The sequence below is a fragment of the Natrinema salinisoli genome (genome assembly GCF_020405205.1).
Classification (GTDB): Archaea; Halobacteriota; Halobacteria; order Halobacteriales; family Natrialbaceae; genus Natrinema; species Natrinema salinisoli.
The window spans coordinates 3,840,746-3,863,338 of sequence record NZ_CP084469.1; the positions used below are offsets into that span (position 1 = coordinate 3,840,746).

General features: G+C 64.6%; 24 protein-coding genes. 10 read left to right on the forward strand and 14 right to left on the reverse strand.

The features are described 5' to 3' along the window. Nucleotides 1-30: 30 nt before the first annotated feature. The 3 genes from LDB05_RS19085 (at nucleotide 31) to LDB05_RS19095 (ending at nucleotide 1,416) form a co-directional block, all read left to right on the forward strand. Complete coding sequence (locus LDB05_RS19085) at nucleotides 31-261, forward strand: Lrp/AsnC family transcriptional regulator (protein ID WP_226005556.1); 231 nt, start codon at nucleotides 31-33, stop codon at nucleotides 259-261. Between the two features lie 166 nt (nucleotides 262-427). Then, entirely contained in the window at nucleotides 428-1,186 is a 759-nt protein-coding gene (locus LDB05_RS19090; RefSeq protein ID WP_226005557.1) for a potassium channel family protein, read from the forward strand. Beyond that, nucleotides 1,186-1,416, forward strand: coding sequence for an Lrp/AsnC family transcriptional regulator (locus LDB05_RS19095; protein WP_226005558.1), 231 nt, complete (start codon nucleotides 1,186-1,188; stop codon nucleotides 1,414-1,416). The genes LDB05_RS19090 and LDB05_RS19095 overlap by 1 nt, the downstream gene beginning before the upstream one ends. 304 nt (nucleotides 1,417-1,720) lie before the next feature. Here the strand turns inward: LDB05_RS19095 and LDB05_RS19100 are convergent, their stop codons facing one another. After that, entirely contained in the window at nucleotides 1,721-2,257 is a 537-nt protein-coding gene (locus LDB05_RS19100) for a DUF5813 family protein (RefSeq protein ID WP_226005559.1), read from the reverse strand. Nucleotides 2,258-2,445: 188 nt separating this feature from the next. Between LDB05_RS19100 and LDB05_RS19105 the strand changes: the two genes are divergently transcribed. Next, nucleotides 2,446-2,649 carry a hypothetical protein gene (locus LDB05_RS19105; RefSeq protein ID WP_226005560.1) on the forward strand — a complete coding sequence of 68 codons (204 nt, stop codon included), beginning with the start codon at nucleotides 2,446-2,448 and terminating at the stop codon, nucleotides 2,647-2,649. On the opposite strand, the gene LDB05_RS19110 is transcribed toward LDB05_RS19105, so the two are convergent. The 8 genes from LDB05_RS19110 to LDB05_RS19145 form a co-directional block, all read right to left on the reverse strand. Beyond that, on the reverse strand, nucleotides 2,627-3,016 hold the full coding sequence (locus tag LDB05_RS19110) for a DUF7522 family protein (protein WP_226005561.1): 390 nt from the start codon (nucleotides 3,014-3,016) through the stop codon (nucleotides 2,627-2,629). The genes LDB05_RS19105 and LDB05_RS19110 overlap by 23 nt on opposite strands. A gap of 95 nt (nucleotides 3,017-3,111) precedes the next feature. Then, complete coding sequence (locus LDB05_RS19115) at nucleotides 3,112-4,404, reverse strand: O-acetylhomoserine aminocarboxypropyltransferase/cysteine synthase family protein (protein WP_226005562.1); 1,293 nt, start codon at nucleotides 4,402-4,404, stop codon at nucleotides 3,112-3,114. A gap of 108 nt (nucleotides 4,405-4,512) precedes the next feature. Next, a complete protein-coding gene (locus LDB05_RS19120) occupies nucleotides 4,513-5,526 on the reverse strand; it encodes a sodium:calcium antiporter (RefSeq protein WP_226005563.1) in 1,014 nt (337 codons plus the stop codon). A gap of 221 nt (nucleotides 5,527-5,747) precedes the next feature. After that, a complete protein-coding gene (locus tag LDB05_RS19125) occupies nucleotides 5,748-7,481 on the reverse strand; it encodes a histidine kinase N-terminal 7TM domain-containing protein (protein WP_226005564.1) in 1,734 nt (577 codons plus the stop codon). Nucleotides 7,482-7,644: 163 nt separating this feature from the next. Continuing rightward, nucleotides 7,645-8,106 carry a hypothetical protein gene (locus LDB05_RS19130; protein WP_226005565.1) on the reverse strand — a complete coding sequence of 154 codons (462 nt, stop codon included), beginning with the start codon at nucleotides 8,104-8,106 and terminating at the stop codon, nucleotides 7,645-7,647. Between the two features lie 33 nt (nucleotides 8,107-8,139). Then, nucleotides 8,140-9,660, reverse strand: a complete 1,521-nt coding sequence (gene gpmI / locus LDB05_RS19135; protein WP_226005566.1) for a 2,3-bisphosphoglycerate-independent phosphoglycerate mutase — start codon at nucleotides 9,658-9,660, stop codon at nucleotides 8,140-8,142. Nucleotides 9,661-9,777: 117 nt separating this feature from the next. After that, nucleotides 9,778-11,331: an HTTM domain-containing protein gene (locus tag LDB05_RS19140; protein ID WP_226005567.1), complete on the reverse strand. Its 1,554-nt coding sequence runs from the start codon at nucleotides 11,329-11,331 to the stop codon at nucleotides 9,778-9,780. Between the two features lie 139 nt (nucleotides 11,332-11,470). Beyond that, entirely contained in the window at nucleotides 11,471-11,746 is a 276-nt protein-coding gene (locus tag LDB05_RS19145; protein ID WP_226005568.1) for a hypothetical protein, read from the reverse strand. A gap of 125 nt (nucleotides 11,747-11,871) precedes the next feature. Here LDB05_RS19145 and LDB05_RS19150 point away from each other — a divergent pair, with 125 nt between their 5' ends. Then, the gene (locus LDB05_RS19150; RefSeq protein WP_226005569.1) at nucleotides 11,872-13,149 is read left to right on the forward strand and encodes a DNA double-strand break repair nuclease NurA; all 1,278 of its coding nucleotides are present in this window, start codon (nucleotides 11,872-11,874) and stop codon (nucleotides 13,147-13,149) included. 296 nt (nucleotides 13,150-13,445) lie between these two features. Here the strand turns inward: LDB05_RS19150 and LDB05_RS19155 are convergent, their stop codons facing one another. Continuing rightward, complete coding sequence (locus LDB05_RS19155; protein WP_226005570.1) at nucleotides 13,446-13,790, reverse strand: DUF7113 family protein; 345 nt, start codon at nucleotides 13,788-13,790, stop codon at nucleotides 13,446-13,448. A gap of 419 nt (nucleotides 13,791-14,209) precedes the next feature. Here LDB05_RS19155 and LDB05_RS19160 point away from each other — a divergent pair, with 419 nt between their 5' ends. The 3 genes from LDB05_RS19160 (at nucleotide 14,210) to LDB05_RS19170 (ending at nucleotide 17,681) form a co-directional block, all read left to right on the forward strand. Then, nucleotides 14,210-14,836 carry a DUF7344 domain-containing protein gene (locus tag LDB05_RS19160; protein WP_226005571.1) on the forward strand — a complete coding sequence of 209 codons (627 nt, stop codon included), beginning with the start codon at nucleotides 14,210-14,212 and terminating at the stop codon, nucleotides 14,834-14,836. Between the two features lie 125 nt (nucleotides 14,837-14,961). Beyond that, nucleotides 14,962-15,771, forward strand: coding sequence for a cohesin domain-containing protein (locus LDB05_RS19165; RefSeq protein WP_226005572.1), 810 nt, complete (start codon nucleotides 14,962-14,964; stop codon nucleotides 15,769-15,771). Between the two features lie 56 nt (nucleotides 15,772-15,827). Next, on the forward strand, nucleotides 15,828-17,681 hold the full coding sequence (locus LDB05_RS19170; protein ID WP_226005573.1) for an ATP-binding protein: 1,854 nt from the start codon (nucleotides 15,828-15,830) through the stop codon (nucleotides 17,679-17,681). 17 nt (nucleotides 17,682-17,698) lie between these two features. Here the strand turns inward: LDB05_RS19170 and LDB05_RS19175 are convergent, their stop codons facing one another. The 3 genes from LDB05_RS19175 to LDB05_RS19185 all read right to left on the reverse strand — a co-directional run bounded on the left by LDB05_RS19175 (nucleotide 17,699) and on the right by LDB05_RS19185 (nucleotide 20,216). Further along, nucleotides 17,699-18,475, reverse strand: coding sequence for a YihY/virulence factor BrkB family protein (locus tag LDB05_RS19175; RefSeq protein ID WP_226005574.1), 777 nt, complete (start codon nucleotides 18,473-18,475; stop codon nucleotides 17,699-17,701). A gap of 73 nt (nucleotides 18,476-18,548) precedes the next feature. Further along, nucleotides 18,549-19,451: an FRG domain-containing protein gene (locus LDB05_RS19180; RefSeq protein WP_226005575.1), complete on the reverse strand. Its 903-nt coding sequence runs from the start codon at nucleotides 19,449-19,451 to the stop codon at nucleotides 18,549-18,551. A gap of 141 nt (nucleotides 19,452-19,592) precedes the next feature. After that, on the reverse strand, nucleotides 19,593-20,216 hold the full coding sequence (locus tag LDB05_RS19185) for an alpha/beta hydrolase (protein WP_226005576.1): 624 nt from the start codon (nucleotides 20,214-20,216) through the stop codon (nucleotides 19,593-19,595). Between the two features lie 253 nt (nucleotides 20,217-20,469). Here LDB05_RS19185 and LDB05_RS19190 point away from each other — a divergent pair, with 253 nt between their 5' ends. Then, nucleotides 20,470-21,309: a PspA/IM30 family protein gene (locus tag LDB05_RS19190; RefSeq protein WP_226005577.1), complete on the forward strand. Its 840-nt coding sequence runs from the start codon at nucleotides 20,470-20,472 to the stop codon at nucleotides 21,307-21,309. A 159-nt stretch (nucleotides 21,310-21,468) separates the two neighbouring features. Continuing rightward, the gene (locus LDB05_RS19195) at nucleotides 21,469-21,828 is read left to right on the forward strand and encodes a hypothetical protein (RefSeq protein ID WP_226005578.1); all 360 of its coding nucleotides are present in this window, start codon (nucleotides 21,469-21,471) and stop codon (nucleotides 21,826-21,828) included. A 45-nt stretch (nucleotides 21,829-21,873) separates the two neighbouring features. Here the strand turns inward: LDB05_RS19195 and LDB05_RS19200 are convergent, their stop codons facing one another. Next, nucleotides 21,874-22,383 (reverse strand): FxLYD domain-containing protein, encoded by a 510-nt coding sequence (locus LDB05_RS19200; protein ID WP_226005579.1) that lies wholly within the window; start codon nucleotides 22,381-22,383, stop codon nucleotides 21,874-21,876. Nucleotides 22,384-22,593 lie beyond the last annotated feature (210 nt).

Below are 22,593 nucleotides of genomic sequence, written 5' to 3' on the forward strand. Positions count from 1 at the left end.
TTAGTCGTGCCAGAGTGTACCACACCGCCGATGGTCCACGCGTTCATCATGGTGAAGACGGCCGCCGGGAAGTCCGAGGGCCTCCTGGCGGAGATCGACGGCCTCGAGTCGGTCGCCGAGGCCCACATCGTCGCGGGCAACTACGACATCATCGCGGAAGTCGACGCGCCGGAAGTCTACGACGTGCTCCAGACGGTGTCCTCGAGCGTGCAGGGGCTCGGCGGCGTCACGGACACGAAGACGTACATCGCCATGGCGTAATCCGCCGGCGTGGCTGCGCTCTGGGGACGGATCACCGCGGTCGTCGACGCCGCGTTCGAACCGGACTCTTCTGGCGACGTCCCCGCTCGAGGGGCACCGATCGACCGAACGCTTCCCATGGTAAACCGGGGCAAACTTATTCACCGGGGCGAGCGTACCCCTGTGCATGCGGTTCGTGATTATCGGGGCCGGACGGGTCGGTCTGCGTACAGCACGCGTCTTGCGTGACGAAGGCCACGACGTGACGATCGTCGAACGCGACGAGCCGACGCTCAGACGCGCCCGCGATCAGGAGTTTACCGTCGTCGAGGGCGACGGCTCCCGCGAGGACGTTCTCGAGGAAGCCGGCGTCACGGAGGCCGACGGCGTCGGTGCGCTCACCGGCGATCTCAACGTCAATTTCACCGCCTGCATGATCGCCAACCACTACGGCTGTCGGACCGTGATGCGGATCGACGAGGCCTACCGCGAGGGGATCTACCGCAAGTACGCTGAGCAGGTCGATGAGATCGTCTACCCCGAGCGCCTCGGCGCGATCGGCGCCAAAAACGCCCTCCTGGGCGGGACGATCCGTGCGATCGCCGACATCGCCCCGCATCTGCAGGTCGTCGAACTCACGATCACGACCGAGGCCCCGGTCAACGGCTACTCGATCAGCGAACTGCAACTGCCGGCCGACGCGACCGTCCTCGCCTTCGGCAAGCGCGATCGGGACCTCGGGATCCCGAACGACGACCTCTCGCTCGAGGACGGCGACCGACTCGTCGTCCTCGCCGATTTCGACGTCTTGAGCGAGGTGCGACAGATCCTGGTCGGCGAGACGGCGACCCGAGCGGCCGCGAACGCGGGCGCGGGCTCGAGTTCCGCGGCGGCGGAACTGCGGGGAGATTCGGAGACGGATTCCGATTCTGGAGGTGTCAACTAATGGTTACGGCGTTCATCATGATCAAGGCGAACACGGGCGAGGCGGATCGACTCAAAGACAGCATCGAGGCCATCGACGGCGTTCAATCGGCCCACATCGTCGCCGGCGACGTTGACCTCATCGCGAAAGCCAACGTCGAGTCCCCGGCCGCGGTCAAGGAGATCGCGGCGACCCACATCCAGGGCATCGAGGGTGTTGAAGATACGCAGACGTACATCGCGATGGACTAAAGAACCGAAATTTTACGCTGCGGTCTGCCGCGCTGGTGACTCCGTCACACAGCGCGGCGTCCCTCGGTAAAATTTCGATTAAAAGCACTCACACCGACCTTTTTTCCGCTCGGGTTCACTGCGTTCACCCCTCGCGCAAAAAATCTCGACCAAAAAAGGCCGCTCGCTCACCCTTCGGGTTCGCTCGCGGTCAGTGACGGTGAATCGCCTGCCCTCCCCCGGGTCGTGTGGCTCTCGCTACTGCTCGAGCCACACTCTCGGCCATACCACTGCGATCGCAGCCGAAAAAACGCTCGGCAGCGAACTATAACGGCATGCCGCCACTGGATCCGTCGCCGTCACCGTCCGCGGCTTGCTGACCCGTGTTCTGGGCGTTCTCGAGCAGCGTCGCCGCTTCGTCGCGATACTCGTAGCCGGGGATGATTCCCTGCGCGAAAGTACCTTCGACGAACTCGATCAGGGCCTTGGCGTCGTCGACGCCTTCGCCGGCGTCCCAGGCGGTGTATTCGAGGATAACACGGACCTCCTCGTCGTCGCGTTCGATGATGGGCTCATCGTGGGTGCCCGTGTGCGCGACGGTGAAGACGTCCGCGAGGCGTCGCTCGAGGGTTTCGAACCAGCCGTCTTCGACGGGGGTCGCGACGACTTCGTCGGCCACGGCGGCGTCGAGCGTCGGGAGGAAGACGGTGACGTGGAACCGGCCGTCTCGTTTCCCCTCCGCGTCGTCGGCCGTAATCGTCGTCTCGAAGACCGTTGTCGTGAGATCGAAGCCGTCGTCGCTTTGGGCGAACGCGTCGTGGGACTCGAGTTCCCGAGCGATGGGATCTGGCAGGTCGGTCATTGGAAGGACTCACGGGCGTGGCGGAAAAGGGTGTTACGCTGTCCCGACGGCAAAGGGATCGATCTGTAGGAAATCGTTACGCGGTCGAAACCACGGGACGGTATCGGCATCGTTTCGTCCGGGAAGTAACGCGTTTCCCTCGGAAACGGCCCGCATTACTACAAGGGAAACCGTCCTCTATCGACGGCATGAGTTTAGATAGACACGCTGCGGAACGCCGTCGTTTCGCTCGCCTCCTCGGAACGGACGGCGATCGCGGGTCCGGCCTGCCGATCGGTCGACAGGACGCCGACGGCGAGGCGGAGGTCCGAGACGGAAGCGACACCGACGGCGATACCGACGATGGCGACGGCTCGAGCGACGACGTCCCTACGAGATCTCGCGGCTGCTGAGGAACGTATCGAGTGCCGTTGCGACTTCTTCGAAGTCTTTGACCGTCAACCCGTCAGTCGTGACGAAGACGCCCTCGCTGTCGTTGGTCACGCGGATCAAAAACCCGTTCTCGAAGACGCGGATCGTGTAGTCGTACGCACCGAGTTCCGACCCCTCGTAGGCGGTCTGCGTGGTCTTGAAGCCGCGCCACTCGTGGCCGATGAACGTCGAGAGGTCGGCGTCGCGCTCCAGGTCTTCGCGGAGGTAGACCTGTTCGTAGTCGTCGCGCGTGAAGTAGGTGACCGAACGCAGACTGTCGCCGATCGCCGTTCGACAGGTCGCGACGATCTGTTCCGACGCATCCGAGGTGAGTAATCCGGTCGGCATAGGTGACCAGTCGAACGCGGTGACCTTAACGACGAGGGCTAGTCACCGCGAACTGAAACGACAGTCGGGGGAAGATGTTCGCTGCCGTCCGCGATCTATACCTGTTCGATCGCCCGATCGAGATCCGCGATGACGTCGTCGACGTCTTCGATCCCCACCGAGAGGCGCACGAGGTCGTCGGTCACGCCGCTGGCCAGCTTCTCCTCTTCGGTGAGCTGCTGGTGGGTCGTGCTCGCGGGGTGGATGATCAGCGTCTTCGCGTCGCCGACGTTCGCGAGCAGACTCGAGAGCTCGACCTCGTTACAGACCGTTTCCGCGGCCTCGTACCCGCCCTCGAGTCCGAAGGTGATCATGCCGCCGTAGCCGCCCTCGAGGTACTCCTGAGCGTTGTCGTGGGTCTCGTGGCTCTCGAGGCCGGGGTAGTTGACCCACTCGACGGCCTGGTGGTCGTCGAGGTACTCCGCGACGGCCATCGCGTTGTCGCAGTGTTTCTCCATGCGCAGGGGCAGGGACTCGAGTTTCTGCAGGGTGACCCAGGCGTCGAAGGGGGCCTGCTGGTTGCCCAGATCTCGCAGGCCGCGGGTGCGGGCGACGACGGAGAACGCCGCGTCGCCGAAGGTCTCGCGGAAGTTCACGCCGTGGTAGGCCGGATTCGGCTCGGTGATCTCGGGGTAGTCGCCGTCCTCCCAGGGGAAGGACCCGCCGTCGACGAGGATGCCGCCGACCGTCGAGCCCGCGCCGTGGATCCACTTGGTCGTCGAGTTCCAGACGAGGTCCGCGCCGTGCTCGAGCGGCCGGCAGAGGTACGGCGTCGCGAAGGTGTTATCGACGAACAGCGGCACGTCGTGGTCGTGGGCGATGTCGGCTATCCGCTCGATGTCCGGCGTCACGAGCGCGGGATTGCCGATCGTCTCGAGGTGGACGAAGGCGGTGTCCTCGTCGATCGCCTCCGCGTAGGCCTCGTAGTCCAGCGTGTCGACGAATTTCGTCTCGATACCGCGCTTCGCGACGGTGTGTGTGAGGTAGGTGTAGGTCCCGCCGTACAGCGACGACGAGGAGACGATGTTGTCGCCTACCTCCGCGAGGATGAAGGTAGCGAGGTCGAACGCGGCCATTCCCGAGGAGGTAGCCAGCGCGCCGACGCCGCCCTCGAGGGTCGCGATGCGTTCCTCGAGCATCGCGTTCGTCGGGTTCATGATCCGCGAATAGATGTTGCCCGTCTCCTCGAGGCCGAACAGTGCGGCGGCGTGGTCGGTGTCCTCGAACTCGTAGGACGTGGTTTGATACAGGGGCGGCGCGCGAGCTCCCGTCGCGGAATCGGGTTCCTGTCCGGCGTGGATGCTGTTCGTGGCAAAACGGTGCCCTTCTGAGTCGGGATCGTCGCTCATACCCGTCTCCTTACAGGCAGCCTAAGTAAAACCACTAGACGAATCCCTTCGAACAGGAAGTCCGTCGATCGTCGTCGGACGTCGGCCGAGGCCAGATCGTATCGGTTCTCAGAACTCGAGCACGCTGACGATGCGCAGACTCTCCAGCAGGAGCCAACAGACGAACGCCGCGTAGAGCACCAGCAGCGACCACGCTTCCCGTCGAGAGAGCTGCATTCCGGTCCGCGAAATTGCGAAGAACACGATGGTCGCCAGTACCAGAAACCCCATCATCGGGACGATGTGGGCGAAGTTCACCGGCAGGGACCCCGCCACGAGGACGCCGACCGGCACGGCGACGAGCAGGTCGAACGTGTTGCTCCCGAGGACGTTCGCCAGCGTGACCGTCGGTCGATCGGCCTTCGCAGCCGTGAGGCTGACGAACGTATCCGGCAGGCTCGAGCCGGCAGCCACGACGGTCATCCCCCACAGGAACGAGGGGGTTCCGAAGGCGTCGCCGAGCCCGATCGCTGCGCGGACGAGCGCCTCGACGCCGACGACGATGAACACCAGCCCGACGACGAACCAGAACCACGTCCGAGCGAGTGCGATCGACGCGTCGGCCGCCTCGTCGGACTCCGCGGCGTCGAGGTACTGCGTGAACAGGTAGAGCCCGTAGAGCGCGACCGGGAACAGGGCGAGCGGTCTCGAGACGTCTCCTCGTATGGGTCCGCCGACGGTCTCGACGGGGTTGTAGATGACCGCGAGCGAGAACGTCAACAGCAACGACGCGACCGCGAGCATGTAAAACAGCGACTCCTTGTAGACCAGTTCGCGCGTCGTGTCGATCCCGCCGCCGACGAGCACGGCGAGTCCCGGAATCACGAGGAGGTTGAACACCGCCGAGCCGACGATCGAACCCACGCCGAGTTCGAACTCCCCGTGTAACAGCGTCGCGAGCAAGACGCTCGCGAGTTCCGGCGTGCTCGATCCGACGGCGGCGATCACGGCCCCCTGGACGACCGCCGGCAGTCCGTACGCGACCGCGAGTTTGTTCGCCGCGTCCTCGAGCCAGGCGCTCCCTTTCCAGACGACCGCGGTCCCGGCGGTTGCCATGAGGAGCAGCGTGACGACCTCGAACACGACCGATGGTTCTCACAGCGATCGAATAAAACGCTCGACACGACGATCGAATCGGGTCTTCGGCGCTGGGTCCCGTTCGGTGGTAGGTGAAATCGCATAGTAATAGTCGTTCTCCGGCCCGATGCTCGAGGTACGAACCGAGCCCGCATTCTCCGTTTGATCTGTCTCTCGTGAGCCGACCGTTCCGATATCGGGGTAGGGGCCGAAACTCGTCGATCGGGCTATGGTTGTTGCTCCGGTGACTCGACCCCCGTCGTGCCATCAGGGTCCGCCGGCTCCGACTCCACTACGCCGGGAAGGCGAACCGTGACGGTCGTCCCGTCTTCGCCGGTCTCGAAGTCGAGATCGCCGCCGAGCGCCGTTACGGACCACGAGACGATCCACAGGCCGAGCCCGCTCCCGTGTTCCAGCGGGGTTTCCTCGCCGCGCTCGAGCACGGCGAGCTCGTGATCCGGAATCCCCGGCCCGTCGTCGCGGACGGTGAAGACGCCGGTTCGGTCGGCGGCGACGCCGTCGAACTCGACCGCGACGTGCGGTTCCTCGGCGTCGGTGTGGCGAACCCCGTTCTCGAGGAGGTTCGCGAAGACGAGTTCGAACAGCTCCCCGTTGGTCCGCATGGCGAGATCCTCGGGGACGACTACCTCGACGTGTCCCTCCGTTTCCGCCTCGAGATCGGCCGCGACCGACGTGAGCGCGTCGCGGGCGAAGACCGTCGACGGGCGGTTCATCGACCCGATCGCACGTTCGAAGGTTCGGGCTTTCTCGCCCATCTGCAACACGCCGTCGATATCGTCGTGAACGTCATCGAGCAGTTCCGTGAGTTCGTCGTCGTCGGTTCGGTCCGCGGCGATACCGACGTACCCGCGAGCGACGGTCAGATCGTTCCGCAGGTTGTGGCGCAACACCCGGTTGAGGATCTCGAGGCGCTGCTCGCGTCGCTGCTGGTCGGTAACGTCCTGCAGGAGGAGGGTGTGTCCGACGACCCGGTCCGATTCGTTTCGAAGCCGCGACGTCGACACTGCGAGCGTGCGGCGCTCCCCCCGGACGGTGTGCGTGAGGACCTGGTCGTCGGTCTCGTCGATCCGCAACTCGGTCGCGCGCTCGAGTGGCTCCCCGAGGACGGCCGGTTTCGTGACGTCGAATACCGTCTCCGCCGCCGGATTGCAGTCGACGATCCGCTCGTCCGTGTCGACGACGAGGAACGGGTTCTCGAGCTCCTCGATCGCGGACCGGTCGGCCGTTCGCCGGACTGACGGGCTGTACGCGAACATGCTGCCCCCGACGAACGCGTAGGCGTCGAGCACGACGTGGGGGAGAAACATGACCGCGGAGAGGTTGAGCTGGGGAACGGGGCCGAGTCCGAAGAGCCAGACGAGCAGGGCGACCCCCGGCGGGAGCGTACTGAGGCCGACTGCGAGCGCCTCTCTCCGATAGAGGGGGCCGTAGCTGACGACCGTATCGAACAGGAGCAGGGTCCCGGACGCCGCAAAGACCGTGCCGATCATGATCGCGAAGAAGGCCCACGCGTTGAGATCGTAGGAGACCGTGGCCGCACCGAAGACCGAATCGATTCGGAAGTTCGTCCAGACGATCCCGTGAAGCGGGTTCGTCACGACCAGTACCGTCGTGAACAGCGGGACGAGTACCAGCAGCCCGAACCACGGGGTTCTGACGAGATTCCCGCGGCCGGTGTACTCGAGGCCGAAGGCCAGAAAGGGCACGCCGGTCCAGACGATGCCGGTCCAGGTCAGCGCTTCGAACGCCCATCGCAGCGTCGGATCGAAGACCAACAGCCCGATCCCGTAGGAAAAGCACCACAGCGCCTGCGCGACGAGCGCCAGCAGCAACCAGTTCGCGCCCGGTTTCCCGCGGTGGTGGCGGAGATACCAGAGCAACACCACGGTTCCGAGGCCGGACAGAATCGACCCGGCCGCCGGCCACGGAATCGAACTCATCGACTCGAGGGTGTAAGTAGATCACCTTCGGTGTTGTGGCCGGACTCTCGCCGCGATCGATCGGCCGTCATCGATATCGATCGGCTCTTCAGTAGCATGTCTCGGTCGATTCCGTTCTCGAGTCGCCGCTCACTCCGCGTCGTCGCTGTCAGTTGCGAGGACGCTACCGATAGTACTCTTCCTTCGAGACGAGATACCCGAGAATCACGAACGAAAACGCCGCGCCGAACAGGTCGCCTTGAACGAATCGAAGCAGAGCGCTCAGTCCGTAGAGAACGAGCGCCCAAGCCCACGCCCACGACTGGAGGGTCCAGAGCCCGATCGAGACGACTACTTGTGCGACCGAAAGGACGAGAACCAGTAGGCCGAGGAGAACGAACGCACCGCCTCGGCCGGCGATAGCGAAACTGAGGGCTGCTACGATAACCGACGCCACGCCGCTGAGTATACAGAAAACCGTGATACCGAGCGGTGCCGTTTGGCTCCGCGACGGCGTCGGTGTCTCGGGCGGTGTGGAGTTTACCGTCACGAACGGCCATTCGTACGCACCCACGGTTGATAATAATTCTGAAAAAGATGAGAAATTATGTCTGAATGAGTCGGTCTGGAACGATTTTCTGAACACTGCTCGCACTCAGATGTGATCGAACGGGCGCCTCTATTCGAGCAGCGACTCGCCCGTCATTTCGGGCGGCTGATCGAGATCGATCAGCTCGAGGATCGTCGGCGCGATGTCCGCGAGCGTCCCGCCCGCTCGAACCGTCCGTCCTCCGGCGGTTCCGTCGGGCGAGAGGTAGACCAGCGGCACTTCGTTGTACGTGTGCGCGGTGTGTGGGTCCTCCTCGGTTCCCATGTCGTCGGCGTTGCCGTGATCCGCGGTGATGAGGACGTGTGCGCCGGCGTCCTCGAGCGCCGTCACGAGTCGACCCAACTGCGCGTCGACGGCTTCGACGGCCTCGATCGCGGCCTCGTAATCGCCCGTGTGGCCGACCATATCCGGATTTGCGTAGTTGAGGACGAGGACGTCCGGATCGTCCGACCCGATCGTGTCGATCGCAGTATCCGTCACCGCGGGCGCGCTCATCTCCGGTTGCAGGTCGTAGGTCGGCACGTCTGGGCTCTCGACGATCTTCCGGATCTCGCCGTCGAATTCCACTTCGCGGCCGCCGTTGAGGAAGTAGGTGACGTGGGCGTACTTCTCGGATTCGGCGATCCGGAGCTGGGTTCGGCCCGCGTCGGCCAGCACCTCGCCCAGCACCTGGTCGGGCTGGTTCGGCGGGTAGGCTACGGGGAGGTCGAACGTCTCGTCGTACTGGGTCATCATCACGACCTCGGCGTCCGGCGGACTGGTCTCGACGGTGGCCGCCCAGTCCTCGGGCCGAATATCGGCCAGCATCCGGGTCAGCTGGCGGGCTCGGTCGGAGCGGAAGTTGAACCAGACGACCGAGTCGCCGTCCTCGAGCGCGGGCTGACCGTCGACCGCCGTCGGCTCGACGAACTCGTCGGTCACGCCCCGATCGTAGGACTCTTTGACGGCGTCGACGGCCGAGTCGGCGGTCCACTCGGCCTCGCGGTTCACGATGGCGTCGTAAGCGCGGTTCGTCCGGTCCCAGTTCTGGTCGCGGTCCATCGCGTAGTACCGGCCGGAGACCGTCGCCACGTCGCCGGTGCCGTGCTCGGCGATGACGTCCTCGAGCGTCTCGAGGTACTCTCGCCCACCGGTCGGTGAGGTGTCTCGCCCGTCGGTGATCGCGTGGGTGACGGCCTCGACGTCGCGGTCGCCGGCCAGTTCGATCAGCGCGTGCAGGTGTTCCTGATCCGAGTGGACTCCGCCGTCGCTGACGAGTCCGAGGAAGTGGATGCGGCCGTCATTCGCGCTCGCCCGGTCGAACGCCGCGTTGATCGCGTCGTTCTCCCGGAAGGAACCGTCCGCGATCGAGTCCGAAATCCGCGTGTACTCCTGGTAGACGACTCGCCCGGCCCCGATGTTGAGGTGGCCGACCTCGCTGTTTCCCATCTGACCGACCGGGAGGCCGACGCGCCGGCCCGCGACCTCGAGCCGGCCGTCCGATCCGGAATCCGAAAGTCGATCGAACACCGGCGTCTCGGCCGCCTGAACCGCGTCTCTGCCGCCGTTACCGAGTCCCCACCCGTCGAGGACGATCAGCGCAGCTTCCATACCTACCCGGTTTCCAGCGGCGCCTAATTAGCTGTCGTTGTCGCCGGCACGCGGGAGATTTAACTGCGCTTCCGTGTCGGTCCACGCGAATTCGCCTCGAAGTCGCGTCGCGTTCCGTCAGTCGTTCTGGACGAACTCGCCCGAGCAGTCGTACTCGAGCAGTTCGTACTCCTCGATATCCGGGTCCTCGTAGGGAGCGGCGCGATCGGTCATGCCGTAGACGGTAACCTTCTCGACGCCGGTTTCGTGAGTCGCGTTCCAGCGCCCGCACAGGTAGTTGGCGAAGTACGAGCGGTGGTTCTCGTTGTCGGCGTATCGCATGTTGTTGATGTACTTTCGCCACCGGGCGTTCTCGTAGGTTCCATCGACGGACGGCGGTCTGTCCCAGTTGACTGCCGAATGGTGGTAGACGTCGGTTTCCGTTCCGTTCTCGAGTTGACTGGGGACGACGAGCCACTTGGCCGTGGAGACCGGGGTGGGGGCGAACATCTGCCAACTCTGATCGATCTGTGTGGTATCGATGACGTCCTCGGCAGGGTCGGGAATCTCGGTGTAATCGACCGCTGCGGCGTTCGAAAGGACGACGAGGGAGAGGAAGAGCCACGGGACGATCGTCGAGAACAGGACGTGGCCGCGGATCCTAACAGCAGTAAGGGCGGGGAGTGCCTCTCGGTCCGCCGGAAGCAAGGGGACGGAGAGTCGCGGCGCAGTTCCTCGGACCCGTTCCATACCGCGACGGAGTTCGGATGCGATCCCGACTCGAGTCGCCAGCGCAGTGAGCAGGTCCCAGACGACCGGTGGATAGAACACGAGCAGTCCGGCGACGGAGATGAGCGGGAAGAGACCGATTTGGAGCATGACGATCATACCGAGATGCATACCGACGAAACACGACGTGAACAGTGCCCGTCGATAGCCGGTCAGCACGAGCAACAGCGGTGACAGCAAGAGAAGCGTCATCCAGACGTACGAGAAGACGCGCAGGAGGAGGAACTGTTCCGCGATGACGTTCCCGAGCAGGATCGTGAGGTGATCGGCCTGGAACACCTCGACGAGCGCGTCACCGCTCATCCAGACGTCGCCTCTGGTCTTGTGGATGGCATTGATCACGTACACGAGCAACACCTGCAACAGCACTGCCATAGTCGCGATGGAGGTCACCGTCGTCCGATCCTGCTCGTGCCGGCGGGCATCGATCGACCAGCACTCGCCGAGGGGAAGAAAGATCCCCCAGAAGAGGAGCATTCGCAACATGATGTCGCCACTGTTGAGAATCATCGGGTTACGGACGTGTAGCGAGGCCAACAGCAGCCACGAGACGATCGTCGCGACCCTCGTCCGGTAGCCGACGACCATCGCGAGAGCGAAGAGGCCGGCGATGCAAAACAGGAGTCCCTGTGCCCACGCTTCACCAGAAACGGCGTGGATGGAGTAAACCGACGAGTAATCCGAGAACAGCGCCTCGAGCGGGAGCACACCTGCGTCCGTGTAGAACGCCGTCAGGTTCCGCGATCGGAGTATCAGGTCGACGATCACCAGCGTGCCGACCGCGATACGGAACGCGGCGAGCGCCCGCAGGTCGATGGCGAACCGGCGAGCAATCGACTGCGAGGCGCGATCCACTGCGTTCGTCAGCCGATGCCGTGCGTTGAAGGGGAGGGCCTGAGCCATGGTCTGATCTGCTCGTCCGCTCTTCCCCGATCACGCATCGACTGTCATAAGTTTGTTGTTTACTGAAACGTCTCCTATCGCGGTCGGTACACGTTCGGTCACGAGGTGGGATCGAAAAGACGACGACCGTCCGCTCCGGTCAGTGTGACGAACGGGTCGCATCGTCGTGTTCGAACATCGCGCCGCAGTCGCCGCACGTCGTCCCCTTTCCGGGTTTTACTCGTTGTGCAAAAACGGCACCACACTCGTCACAGATCATGAACAGTCGGTCTTCGGGTGAGACGCCGGCCTCGAACCGGGCGTGGATCCAGGCGTCGGGGTTTCCCTCCTCGTAGAGGGTGACCCCGCAACTGTTCTGTCGCCAGTTGATCGCACGGTCCTCGCGGGTAGTCGCTGCCGGTTCTCGCTCGGACATCGAGATATCTACACGCTCGTTCCATCCATATATACGTTTTCTGATAATTCTTTACCCGGGCTCGAGTTAACTGTCCTCGATCGGCGACCACTGGGTTTTTGCGGGTCGGGTGGGAGCCACCTGTCATGACGCTCGATCCGGTCCACTTCGACGGTATCGCGCGGCTCGCGAGGCGGATCGACCACGGGACCGACGAGCGGGACCGTCGCGCCTTCGCCGAGACCGTCTGGGAGGAGTTCCTCGACCCGCTGGTGTTCGACGGGCGGACGGTCCTCGAGCCGGTCGACGAGCGGGCGCGACGCGTCGTCGACTGCGAGGCGGTGGCGCTTCGCGACAGCGAGTTTCCGACCGAACACGGCCTCGACGCGGGGACGATCAATCCGACGACGTTCAAGAACGGCCTGGTCGTCGATATCGCGCAGGCCGCGATGAGCGCGACCCCGAGCGATCTCGACCTCCATCGCTCTCGAACGACCGTGATGACGGTCCACTCGAACGACGAGACCATGATGGTCGACGAGACCTGGGGCAAGTTCGACGAGGGATACAGTCAGAGTCGTGCGGTCAAGATTCCCCCGCTGCCGCGCTTCGCCGAGGGCGTCGTCCACGCGCTCGCACTCTACCTCGCCGAGAGCAAGCACGCCCGCGACCACGCCGAAACGGTCGCGGACCTGCTCGTGCTCGACGGCCCGCTGTACCCCCGGGGCCTGCTGCGCTGGGCCGACCAGCACCCCGACCTCGCCGACTTCCTGCTCGAGGACCCCCGTCCGACGACGGTCCTCGAAAACTACGTCCGACTGGTCGAGAACTTCGTCGACCGGGACGTCCCGCTCGTCGGCTTCGTCAAAAACCCGGCGACGCGAGTGCTCACGCGGACGCTCAAGTCGAAACGCAACGTCGATATCAGCGTGCCCTGGAGCGACGACTCGGCGCTGTTCACCCGCCTCCTCGAGCGCGGCGAGTACGTCGACGATATCGACGGCGACCGCTGGGAGCGAGACACGTCGGCGCTGACCTACACGAACTGGTTCCGGTCGCGCGGCGGCGTCGACCAGCCGCTGTCGACCGAGGGCGACGCGCTCGGAGTCGAGCGTCGCCTCGAGCGCGAGGCCTACGAGGTTACCTTCTTCGTGATCTACGACCCGCGGGACGACCTCCTGTACCGGATCGAGGCCCCCTACGCGTTCACGAAGGATCCGGAAACCCGAGAGCGGCTCACGATGCAGCTGTTACAGGACGTCGCCGTCGCCCACGGCCCGCCGACGATCGTCGACAAGGCCGACGAACTCGCCCGGATCAGCAACTCGGAGAAAGCGTCGCTCCGCGAGACGCTCGAGGAGCGCTTCGACGCGGCCCAGGATCGGACGTACGACGACCACCGGTGGGACGAACAGCCGTATTGACCTTCGCTGTGTGGACGGTTCTCGCCGCCGACTCGAGAGACGCAGGAAAACCTGCGGCCAGCCGCGAGCTCGGTTCGGAGCCGCCGATTCTCGGCGTACTCCGACTCCGTCGACGGCTTCGAGACCGGCGCGCGTATGGATGGCGATTGGCATCGTTCGGCGGTCGTCGGTGACCGAGCCGTCCTGTCTGAAGACGCGATCGAGCGAGACGAGGGGGTCGTCGTTCTGACGGTGGGACTGGATCGGCAGCGGTCGGTACGAAAAATTGAACCCGAGAGCACTGTTCGCGGCTCCCGTTACTCAGTATCGGACTCGTCGTTCTTTTCGACCTCGAGGACGACGTCGGCGGGATCGACGCCGATTCGTGCGAACTGCGTTCGCACGTGTTCTTTGGCTCCCTCGAGGGCCTGTTCCCGGGTGTCAAAGCCGCGAGGCATGGGCGACTCGAAGGCGAGGTTGACTTCCCGGCCGTCGACGAGCTGCGTCGTGCCGCCGCTGTCGACCTCGTAGAACTCGTCGCAGACCCAGACGTACGCGGCGTCTTCGTCGGGTGCACCGCGGAACGTCGGGGCCCGTTCACCCCGTTCGTACAGCGTTCCGGTGAGTTCCGTCCCGCCCGCCCGACCGCGTACCAGCAACATACGTCGTTGTACGCTTCCCGGACGCAAAAATGACGTGGCATCGGTCGGGAGAGACGCTACACCGAACGGGTTCGGTCTGGATGAGTGATACGCTTGTCCGCCCATCCGAACGGCGACCGATTCCGGTCGTCCGATGACTACGATCGCCTCGTTCACCCCCGTGGAAGTACCGGTAACTGGCCTATTCGGCGATCATAATCGATCACTCTGATCCGATTTTCAAAATTAATGCCTGGATGATCCTCCCCACACATCCGCCTCTGGCCCACCCGATGAAGATAGCCAAAAGAAATAACCGTTATGTGCCGTTGCCGACGGTGTCAGCGTGGTATTCAGTGGTTACACGGGTAACCGCTGAATTCCCGAACCAAATCGTTTTGGAAATGGGCTTATGCCCATTGCAGCGGTTGGTGTGTGTAATGAGTTCGGACGCTCACCTCGGCGGCAACACGTCTGACCCACTCCCCCAAATTCCGACAGAGTGTTACGAGATCCTTCGCCATCCTCGCCGACTTCGCGTTCTCGAGGTTCTCGGACGTCGGCAGGCGCGACTCTCGCTGTCGGAACTGACGGCGGAACTGATCGAGGAACCGGCGACGGACGGTTCGAACGGTCGAGCGCGACACGAGGTTCGAATCAGTCTCGTTCACAATCACCTGCCGCGACTCGAGGACTACGACATCGTCGACTGGAACGACGACGGGATCGCGCTCCTCGACGGATCGCCGGTTCATCCCGGCGACCTCTCCGTCCTGCTCGACCGCTGTGACGACGAGAACGCGGAGACCCTCCTCGAGACGCTCGTCGACCCCGTCAGGATGCGACTCCTCTCCATCCTCGAGACGGCCGACGGTCCCGTCTCGCTCGAATATCTCGCATCCGAACTCGGTTCCTGCACCGGTGGCCAGTTTGCCGACGCCGAGCGCGCGAAGATCGCGCTCCATCACACCCACCTGCCGGCGATGGCTGACGTCGGCGTCATCGGCTACGATTCCAGGTCCAAGCGAGTCACGCGATTCGACCGAGCCGTCTCGATCGTCCGATAGTCGTCGATCGTCCGTTCGACGTTCACAGTCGTTTTCTCGAACCGCCGGTCCGCGTCCGCTCGCTCGTTTTTCCGATGGTTCCGTTCGATCGAGAACCGGTAAAGGGATCGCTATCGAGGGGCTAGATGAATCACGAAATGGACGCCGCGGACGAGCACTGGGTCGACAGTTCGACGATCGACAGGCGCGACCTCGTCGGTATCGCCATCGCTGTCGTACTCGCCTGCTTCCTCTCGGTCGTGAGCATCGCAGGGACGGCCGCTGCGATCGATCAGGTAGCGATCGTCTCGCCCGATCAGTCGACGGTCGAGGCCGCGCCGGGCGAAACGATCGAGATCGACGTCGCCCTCCGGAGTCAGGGGGGACACGGCGGCGAGGGCGTCGAAGCGGTTACGCTCGTCGCACAGTATCACCCCGACTATCTCGAGCGTATCAGCGTCGACCAGGGCTCCTGGCTCGAGGGGAACGGGACCGAGATCGGCACGACGGAAACGATCGCCCACGAACGGGGGACGGCGATCCTCGAGCAGCGCCGCGAACCGGCTGCCGGCGGGACGACCGGAACCGGAACGATCGCGACCGTGACCGTCCGGATCGCCGAGGACGCACCGGCCGGGACGACGACGATCTCGTTCGGGGAGAGCGAGGTCGATCTCACCGGCGACTGGCCCGTCGCCGTCGTCGACGAGTCCGCGACGGTCGCGATCGACGGCGGTAACGAATCGCTCGGCTCGTTCGACCACCCTTCCCCCGACGAGACCGACCGGAAGTCCGCCGGCTCGAGTCCCGGGGACGACTCGGCTGGGTCGGAGAACGAAACGGCAGACGCAGACGGTTCGGAGCCGGTTCCGGGCTTCACCGGCGGAGTCGCGATCCTGGCCGTGCTACTTATGGCGCTTTATTTGGCAACCGTTCGCGACGGTCGTCACGATTAAACAATCCGTCCGACTGGAGGGAAACGCGTTTGAGGGTCGGGCCGGATGAGGTTCGTATGAGCGATCTGGGAGATTTTGGCGATTTCGACGGCGACGCCGGGTCCGAAGACGGCGCGTCGACCGACGCGGGCGACTCTTCGCCGTCGTCCTCGGGGACCACTGAACCGGCGAGTACGGGTCCGACGAGCGGAGAGTCCGCGGACGAGTTCGAACCGACGCCGGTCGAACCCAGTGGCGAGGACGTCGGTATCGGAACGATCTGCGTCTCCCAGGGCCTGCGCATCGCCGAGGACGGAGACGAGACGACCCTCCGGGCGTACGTCACCCGCGGCAACCGATCGTCGGTCCGCATCGGGAGCTACCTGCTCGCTCCCTATCCCGACGGCGAGACGCTCTTTTGCCGGATCGTCGGCCTCGAGTACGCCCAGCAGTACCACGCCGACGACGCGACGGAGATCCACGCGCGGCGGGCGATGCGTAGCGACGAGATCGACGAGGCCGATTACAAGTTCGTCGCGAATCTCGAGCCCGTTGCGGTGCTGTACGAGGATGACGGCGAACTCAAACGGCGGATGACGGACCGCGTGCCGAAACCCCAGACGGTGATCCGGCAGGCCGACGACACCGAGGAGATCAAGACCGGGCTGAAGATGCCCGACGACGGGGTCTTCCTCGGTCATCTCTCGGTCGGCGGTGAGAAGGTACGGACGGCGGCCACCCCGCCGACGATCGATTACCGGTTGAAAGACGACTACGACGCGGGCGATCCGCTCGTCTTCCGCCACTCGCTGATCGCCGGGGGCACGGGCTCGGGGAAGACCCACGGCGCGAAGAACATCCTGCGGCAGTATCTCGCGGACGACCGGACCTACCCGATGGATGACGGTCGCGAGGTCAGCCCCGCGGTCGTCCAGTTCGATCCGCAGGACGAGTACGCCCAGATGCACGACGACAACCCCGACCTCGATAGCGACTTCGCGCGACGCCTCGAGCGCGAGGGCATCGCCTACGGCGGCCACGACGACACGACCGCGTTTATCCCGAAGGTCGGGTCGGCGTCGTACGCCGCGGGGCACCACCGCGCGGAGCAAGTCGAGTTCACGATCCCGTTCTCGATGGTTCACGACAACCCGTGGCTGGTCGCCGGCAGCGGGTTGAACGACAACCAGTACGGCGCGCTCACCAGCGTCCTCCTGCCGCGATTCCGGAAGCAGTACGGCTCGAGCGGCACCTACGAGGAGTTCACGACGTTCCTCGATGACCCCGCGTTGCGCGAGGAACTCGACGAGTCCGGTCGAGTCCACGAGGCGACCTTCGACGCCGTTCGCCGGCGCGTGCTCGGGTTCGGTCACGTCTTCGATCAGGACGCGCGCCCGATCACCGACCTCGTTCACGACTTCGTCCGTCCCGGCGGGCTCACCGTGGTGCCGACCTACCACATCAACGACAGCCGGGCGACTGAGACCATCGTGCTCGCGGTCTCCTCGCTGATCATCGACCAGAAGCTCTCGAACGATCCTGATTACGACCGAGTCAAGGAGACGCCGCTCGTGCTCGGGATGGACGAGGCCCACAACTTCCTGACCGACGCCGACTCGGTCCAGGCCGGGAAGGTCATCAGCAAGTTCACCGAGGCCGCCAAACAGGGCCGGAAAGAGCGGCTCGGCCTGTTCCTCATCACGCAGGACCCGCAGGACATCCACGACGCCGTGTTCAAGCAGATCAACACCACGGTCGTCCTGAATCTCGGCGACGAGGACGCCATCAAGAGCGTGAACATTCCGAGTAATCTCGAGTCGAAAGTCCCCTACATGGAGAAGGGGCAGATGGTCGTTTACTCGCCGGACAACTCCGAGCCCGTCGAGCTGATCGGCCTCCCGAAGTGTCTGACACGGCACGGCCGGGACTGAACCGACGGAGACGGACCCTACACCGTTTCCGTGCGAACCCCCTGTCGGACGGCGTTTACCGCCGCGCCGAGCAGCAACACGATGCTGGCGAAGTAGAGCCACGTGACGAACAACAGGACTGCACCGATCACGCCGTAGGCCGCGTAGCGACTGGCGTTGGACGTGTAGATCCGAAAGCCGATCTGCAACACCACCCAGCCGACCGCGGCGACGATCGTTCCCGGCAGTACCCCCGTCACCGACGTCTCGATCGGCGGGAGCACGTAGTAGATCGGCAGGAACGCGATCACCAGGACGGCGATCAGGACGAGCGTCCCGAGCAGGTTGACGAACGGGATCTGCAACGACAGTACCGAGAGCGCGATGCCGACGGCGACGACGAGCCCGACGGCGAGGGCGATGGCGACGATGGCGACGATGGCGTCCCGGACCTGTTCGAGCAGCGACGCGTCGATCTCGCCGGCGTACACCTCGTCGAACGCCTGGTCGAGGCCGCGGAAGAGCTTCAGGGCGCTCCACGTCAGCGCGAGGAATCCGACCACGGACGCGGCCGCCCGCCCGGTCGTGTTGGTGAGTGCCTCCGTCACGAGCTGCTGTCCCGACGACGAGAGCTGCTGACTGAGCATACTTGTGATGCGATTGGCGAGGTCCTGTCCGCCGACGAACGACGCGACTGCCACGGCGAGCAACGCGATCGGGATTATCGACACGAACGCGTAGTAGGCGATACCCGCCGCCAAGAACGTGAGATTTCGATCCCTCGCGAGCGCCACGACGGACCCGAGAGTCGACATACGGCCCGTACGACGGTCGCGGTGTTGAAGCCGCTGCCGGCAGATGAATAACGCACCCGTTCGGTCGCTCGAGTCACTCCGTCGACTGCGGCTGATAGTACTGCTTGAGCCAGGTCGCCAGCCCCTCGAGCCCGGGAAACAGCGTTCGATGGTTGACGTTCAGCTGGTCGAGTTTGTCGCGGAACTCGAGCTTGCGCTCGCCCGGAATCACGATCTTCCGGTAGCAGTCGGGTCGGTCCGCCAGCCACCGATCGAGGACGATTCGCGGATCGGACTGGAACGAGAAGACGGCCGACTGGTTAACGATACGGTCGTCGATCGCGGGCGGTCGGAAGAACATCACGTACTGCGCTTCGGGATCGTCCTCGGGCGCCCACCGCTCTTGCCAGAGTTCGGTCACGCGAGACACCTCGTTGAGGTCGCGGGCCGGTGACAGTTCGTCGCCGTCCGCGTCTTCGCCCAGTCCGTACTCGAGGGTGGCGTTCGAGAGCAGGTGCGTGTCGAGCATGTACGTCTCCGTCCCCTCGAGGACGTCCCGATAGGGGTCGGGTAGGTCGGCGTGGAGTTTCCGGTAGTCGACGGCCCAGATCGCGCCGTCGTGGTCCGTGTCACCGCTCCGGGTCGCGAAGTACGCGGCGACGAGCGGCGAGAACGACCAGTCGAGGAGGCGCGTCGGGAGCCCGTAGTGCTGGGCGATCGCGAGCAGGTGCCAGACCGACCGCGGTTCGTCGATCTCGCTTCTGGCGTACTGAGCGAAGTTCCGGAGCAGCAGCGGCTCGAGGTGCCACTCCCCCGAGTCGCCGACGAAGCGATCGATCGACGTTTCGAGGCTGAAGGCCTCGTCTTCGACGCCGCGGAACACGGAGGGCGAGCGGTGGCGACCGATGTCGGCCATCCACATGTCCCGGGTGACCAGTTCGTGAAGTTCGGTCCACGTTTCGGCCCGCTGGACCGAGCCGGAATCGGCACCGGTCATCGGTGCGCACGGCCGATTCGGGAGCTGTCGTGTGTCGGTTCCACATCGGCGGGTTTCCGCTCCCGGAATTAAAACGATTCTCGCGCCTGCGGGTGACTTACCGGCTCTGCAGAGTGTGTTCGATGTCGACTGGTAGCCGGCTCAGACGGACTCGAGCAGCGTTCGCTCGAAGAACGCCCCGACGACCCTCGCGATCTGGTCGCGGTTGCCGAGGAAGAAATGGTCGCCCGCCAGTGCGGTGGTCTCGTCGCCGCGCTCCCGCGCGCGCTCGACGATCGGCTCCCAGTCGACGGTCGTGTCGCGCTCGCCGTAGAGGACGTGGAGCGGGGCGTCGATCGAATCCAGCGCCGCCAGCGCGTCGAGGTCGTCGGCGAGCCGTGCAGTGGGCGCGAGCACGGCGACGGCGTCGGGATGGGTATCCGCCGACGCGAGCAGGGCCAGCGACGCGCCGAAACTATACCCGAAGACGCCGACGGGGAGGTCCTCGGCGGCCCCCCCGTCGTATCCGTCGCGAGCCCATCGGATGGCGTTTCGGACGTCCTCCCGCTCGCCGGTGCCCTCGTCCCACGGCCCGTAGTCGAATCGCAGGCAGGCGATCTCCGATTCGCGAAGCGCCTCCGACACTGCGACGAGGCGCTGGTCGCTTCGCGAGCCGCCGTGTTGCGGGTGGGGCGGACAGGCAACGACGATGGCCCTCGGTTCGTCGGTCGGTTCCTCGAGCGTCCCCCGAACGTCGCGAGCGCCGGGAATGAGGACGTCGCTCATGGCCCGTCGTTGTGGACGCCCGCTAATCAAGCCTCGTTACCGCGACTCTCGGGGCGTCGAATCGGCACTCGAGTCAGTCGGACCGGAAGCCGATCAGAGCGGGCGGACACCGGCCCGGGCCGGGATCGATCGACGTCGTCCTCGGTGTTCGTGTCACTTCGTCCCCGATCACTATCCACCACGGCGAGTTTCGTTCGCTGCCGGACATCTCTGAAGTGACATTTTTAAGGCCGGCGACCAATACGTAGCAAGTATGGGCATCCTCTCTCGGGCTTCCTACGTCATCCGGTCGAAACTCAACTCGGTGCTCAACCGGGCCGAGGACCCGACCGAAACGCTGGACTACTCCTACGAACAGATGCGCGACCAGCTCCAGCAAGTTAAACGCGGCATCGCCGACCTCACCACGCAGAAGAAGCGCCTCGAGATGCAGAAACGCCGCCTCGAGGAGAACGTCGAGAAACACAACGATCAGGCCCGGACCGCCGTCCAGCAGGACCGGGAGGATCTGGCGCGACGCGCCCTCGAGAAGAAGAAGACGAAGATGAACCAGATCGAGGACCTCGAGCGCCAGATCTCGGACTTGCAGGGCCAGCAGGACAAACTGATCGAACAGAAGAACGAACTCCAGACGCGGATCGAGGAGTTCCGGACCAAGAAGGAGACGATGAAGGCCCGCCACGAGGCCGCGAAGGCGAGCTCGACCGTTTCGGAGGCGATGACGGCCACCGGCGACGAGTTCGAGGACGTCGGCCGCGCCATCGAGCGGGCGGAAGAGCAGACAGAGGACATGGAGGCTCGCGCGGCCGCGATGGACGAGCTCCACGAATCCGGTGCGTTCGAGGACGTCATGTCCGACAAGGACGACATCGATCGCGAACTCGAGGAGATCTCGACCGACAGCGGCGTCGAGGCCGAACTCGAGACCCTCAAGTCCGATGTCGGCGGCGATGTGGACGAGGCGACCGACGACGAACCCGCGGCCGATGCGGCGGCCGAGGTCGACGAGGACGAGCTGACGGAGCTCGAGGGCGAGGATCAGGAAGACGTCGAGGCCGAACTGGCGGAGCTCCAGGACGAAGAGAACGCCTAGGTACCAGCTACCGATCGACGACCCGTCTTATTCTCTCGATGTCTTGTGTTTGATATAGCCCATTCGATGCGGTCCCGTGACACTATTCGGTCTCGATTTCCGGTTCTCGTTGCGCAAGAAGGAGAAACGGTTACCATCGTTCACGATCAAGTGTCCGGTATGAGTGACGAGTCACCGTTCCGGTCTGTCTCGATGACAAATCAGTTCGTCCTGCTGGGCGTCGCCGAGCTCGATCGGAAGGGCGAGACGCCGGTCCAGACGCACGAACTCCGCCAGTACTGCAAGCAGCAACTCTCCGACGTCGATACGGAGGTCGTCGGAACGCTCACCGAGGCCGACGTGATCCGCTCGCTGTACCGACTCGAGGACGAGGGCCTCGTCGACGAGGCGCAGTCGGTGGCGACGTCGCCGACGGGGAAGGGGCGGCAGTCGTATACGCTCGCCGTGACCGTCGAGGACGTGTACGAGGGCGTCGCCGACGAACTGGCCGACGAACTGGTCGACGAACCCGACGACTGACTTCGGTACGGTCGACCCGCTCGTGACGACCTGTTGACCCAGCGGTCACGAGGGGGTTCCGAGAACGGTGATATCGTAACTGGCGACGTCCGAGGGTGCCTCGAGGACGATGACCTGGAACGCCCACGACGAGCCCCCGTTGAGATCGCCGGTGCTGGCGAGATACCGACCGAGCAGGTCGCCCGCGTCGTCGTAGACGCGCGTTCGTACTTCCACAGTCTGGATCCTGTCGGTCCCCGTATTCGCGACGGTTCCCTGAATCGTCGAGCCGAGATAGCCGTCTTCGACGACGAACTCGTGGTCGACCAGCTCGAGCGGCTCGAGCGGCGTCACGGCGCTGGAGGGTTGCTGCTGGGCGAGTGCCGCCGCCGTGGACATCTGCGCTGCCGATCGGTTGGAGACGTTGCTGGCGTTGATGCCGCTGACGGTCCCCTCCTCGTAGGTCGGCTGTCCGCCGAGACTGTTGCTGCCGAGACAGCCGGCGGCCGCGATCGCGATCCCGGTTCCGAGCGATGCGAGCACTCGCCGTCGGCTCGTCGGTTCCGATCGGGTCATCGCCGTCGTCCGTCCGTCCGCGAGTTGATTCCCTCACCGTGCATGCATCGGTTCCACACCGTCGACGCATTTCAGTGTAGGCCTTGAAGGGTCCGTTCTCGGTATCCTGATCGTCCCGTCGGCGTCACTCGATCGGCACACCCGCTCGAGGATCGCGTCGATCACCGACCGAGACCGGTGCGTGACGGTATGTGCAACGCAGTCCCTTAT

Excerpts from the sequence above, each read along its gene's own strand:
- LDB05_RS19085 (WP_226005556.1), top strand. The coding sequence starts at position 31 with ATGGTCCACGCGTTCATCATGGTGAAGACGGCCGCCGGGAAGTCCGAG.
- LDB05_RS19090 (WP_226005557.1), top strand. The coding sequence starts at position 428 with ATGCGGTTCGTGATTATCGGGGCCGGACGGGTCGGTCTGCGTACAGCA.
- LDB05_RS19095 (WP_226005558.1), top strand. The coding sequence starts at position 1,186 with ATGGTTACGGCGTTCATCATGATCAAGGCGAACACGGGCGAGGCGGAT.
- LDB05_RS19100 (WP_226005559.1), bottom strand. The coding sequence starts at position 2,257 with ATGACCGACCTGCCAGATCCCATCGCTCGGGAACTCGAGTCCCACGAC.
- LDB05_RS19105 (WP_226005560.1), top strand. The coding sequence starts at position 2,446 with ATGAGTTTAGATAGACACGCTGCGGAACGCCGTCGTTTCGCTCGCCTC.
- LDB05_RS19110 (WP_226005561.1), bottom strand. The coding sequence starts at position 3,016 with ATGCCGACCGGATTACTCACCTCGGATGCGTCGGAACAGATCGTCGCG.
- LDB05_RS19115 (WP_226005562.1), bottom strand. The coding sequence starts at position 4,404 with ATGAGCGACGATCCCGACTCAGAAGGGCACCGTTTTGCCACGAACAGC.
- LDB05_RS19125 (WP_226005564.1), bottom strand. The coding sequence starts at position 7,481 with ATGAGTTCGATTCCGTGGCCGGCGGCCGGGTCGATTCTGTCCGGCCTC.
- gpmI (WP_226005566.1), bottom strand. The coding sequence starts at position 9,660 with ATGGAAGCTGCGCTGATCGTCCTCGACGGGTGGGGACTCGGTAACGGC.
- LDB05_RS19140 (WP_226005567.1), bottom strand. The coding sequence starts at position 11,331 with ATGGCTCAGGCCCTCCCCTTCAACGCACGGCATCGGCTGACGAACGCA.
- LDB05_RS19145 (WP_226005568.1), bottom strand. The coding sequence starts at position 11,746 with ATGTCCGAGCGAGAACCGGCAGCGACTACCCGCGAGGACCGTGCGATC.
- LDB05_RS19150 (WP_226005569.1), top strand. The coding sequence starts at position 11,872 with ATGACGCTCGATCCGGTCCACTTCGACGGTATCGCGCGGCTCGCGAGG.
- LDB05_RS19155 (WP_226005570.1), bottom strand. The coding sequence starts at position 13,790 with ATGTTGCTGGTACGCGGTCGGGCGGGCGGGACGGAACTCACCGGAACG.
- LDB05_RS19160 (WP_226005571.1), top strand. The coding sequence starts at position 14,210 with ATGAGTTCGGACGCTCACCTCGGCGGCAACACGTCTGACCCACTCCCC.
- LDB05_RS19165 (WP_226005572.1), top strand. The coding sequence starts at position 14,962 with ATGAATCACGAAATGGACGCCGCGGACGAGCACTGGGTCGACAGTTCG.
- LDB05_RS19170 (WP_226005573.1), top strand. The coding sequence starts at position 15,828 with ATGAGCGATCTGGGAGATTTTGGCGATTTCGACGGCGACGCCGGGTCC.
- LDB05_RS19175 (WP_226005574.1), bottom strand. The coding sequence starts at position 18,475 with ATGTCGACTCTCGGGTCCGTCGTGGCGCTCGCGAGGGATCGAAATCTC.
- LDB05_RS19180 (WP_226005575.1), bottom strand. The coding sequence starts at position 19,451 with ATGACCGGTGCCGATTCCGGCTCGGTCCAGCGGGCCGAAACGTGGACC.
- LDB05_RS19185 (WP_226005576.1), bottom strand. The coding sequence starts at position 20,216 with ATGAGCGACGTCCTCATTCCCGGCGCTCGCGACGTTCGGGGGACGCTC.
- LDB05_RS19190 (WP_226005577.1), top strand. The coding sequence starts at position 20,470 with ATGGGCATCCTCTCTCGGGCTTCCTACGTCATCCGGTCGAAACTCAAC.
- LDB05_RS19195 (WP_226005578.1), top strand. The coding sequence starts at position 21,469 with ATGAGTGACGAGTCACCGTTCCGGTCTGTCTCGATGACAAATCAGTTC.
- LDB05_RS19200 (WP_226005579.1), bottom strand. The coding sequence starts at position 22,383 with ATGACCCGATCGGAACCGACGAGCCGACGGCGAGTGCTCGCATCGCTC.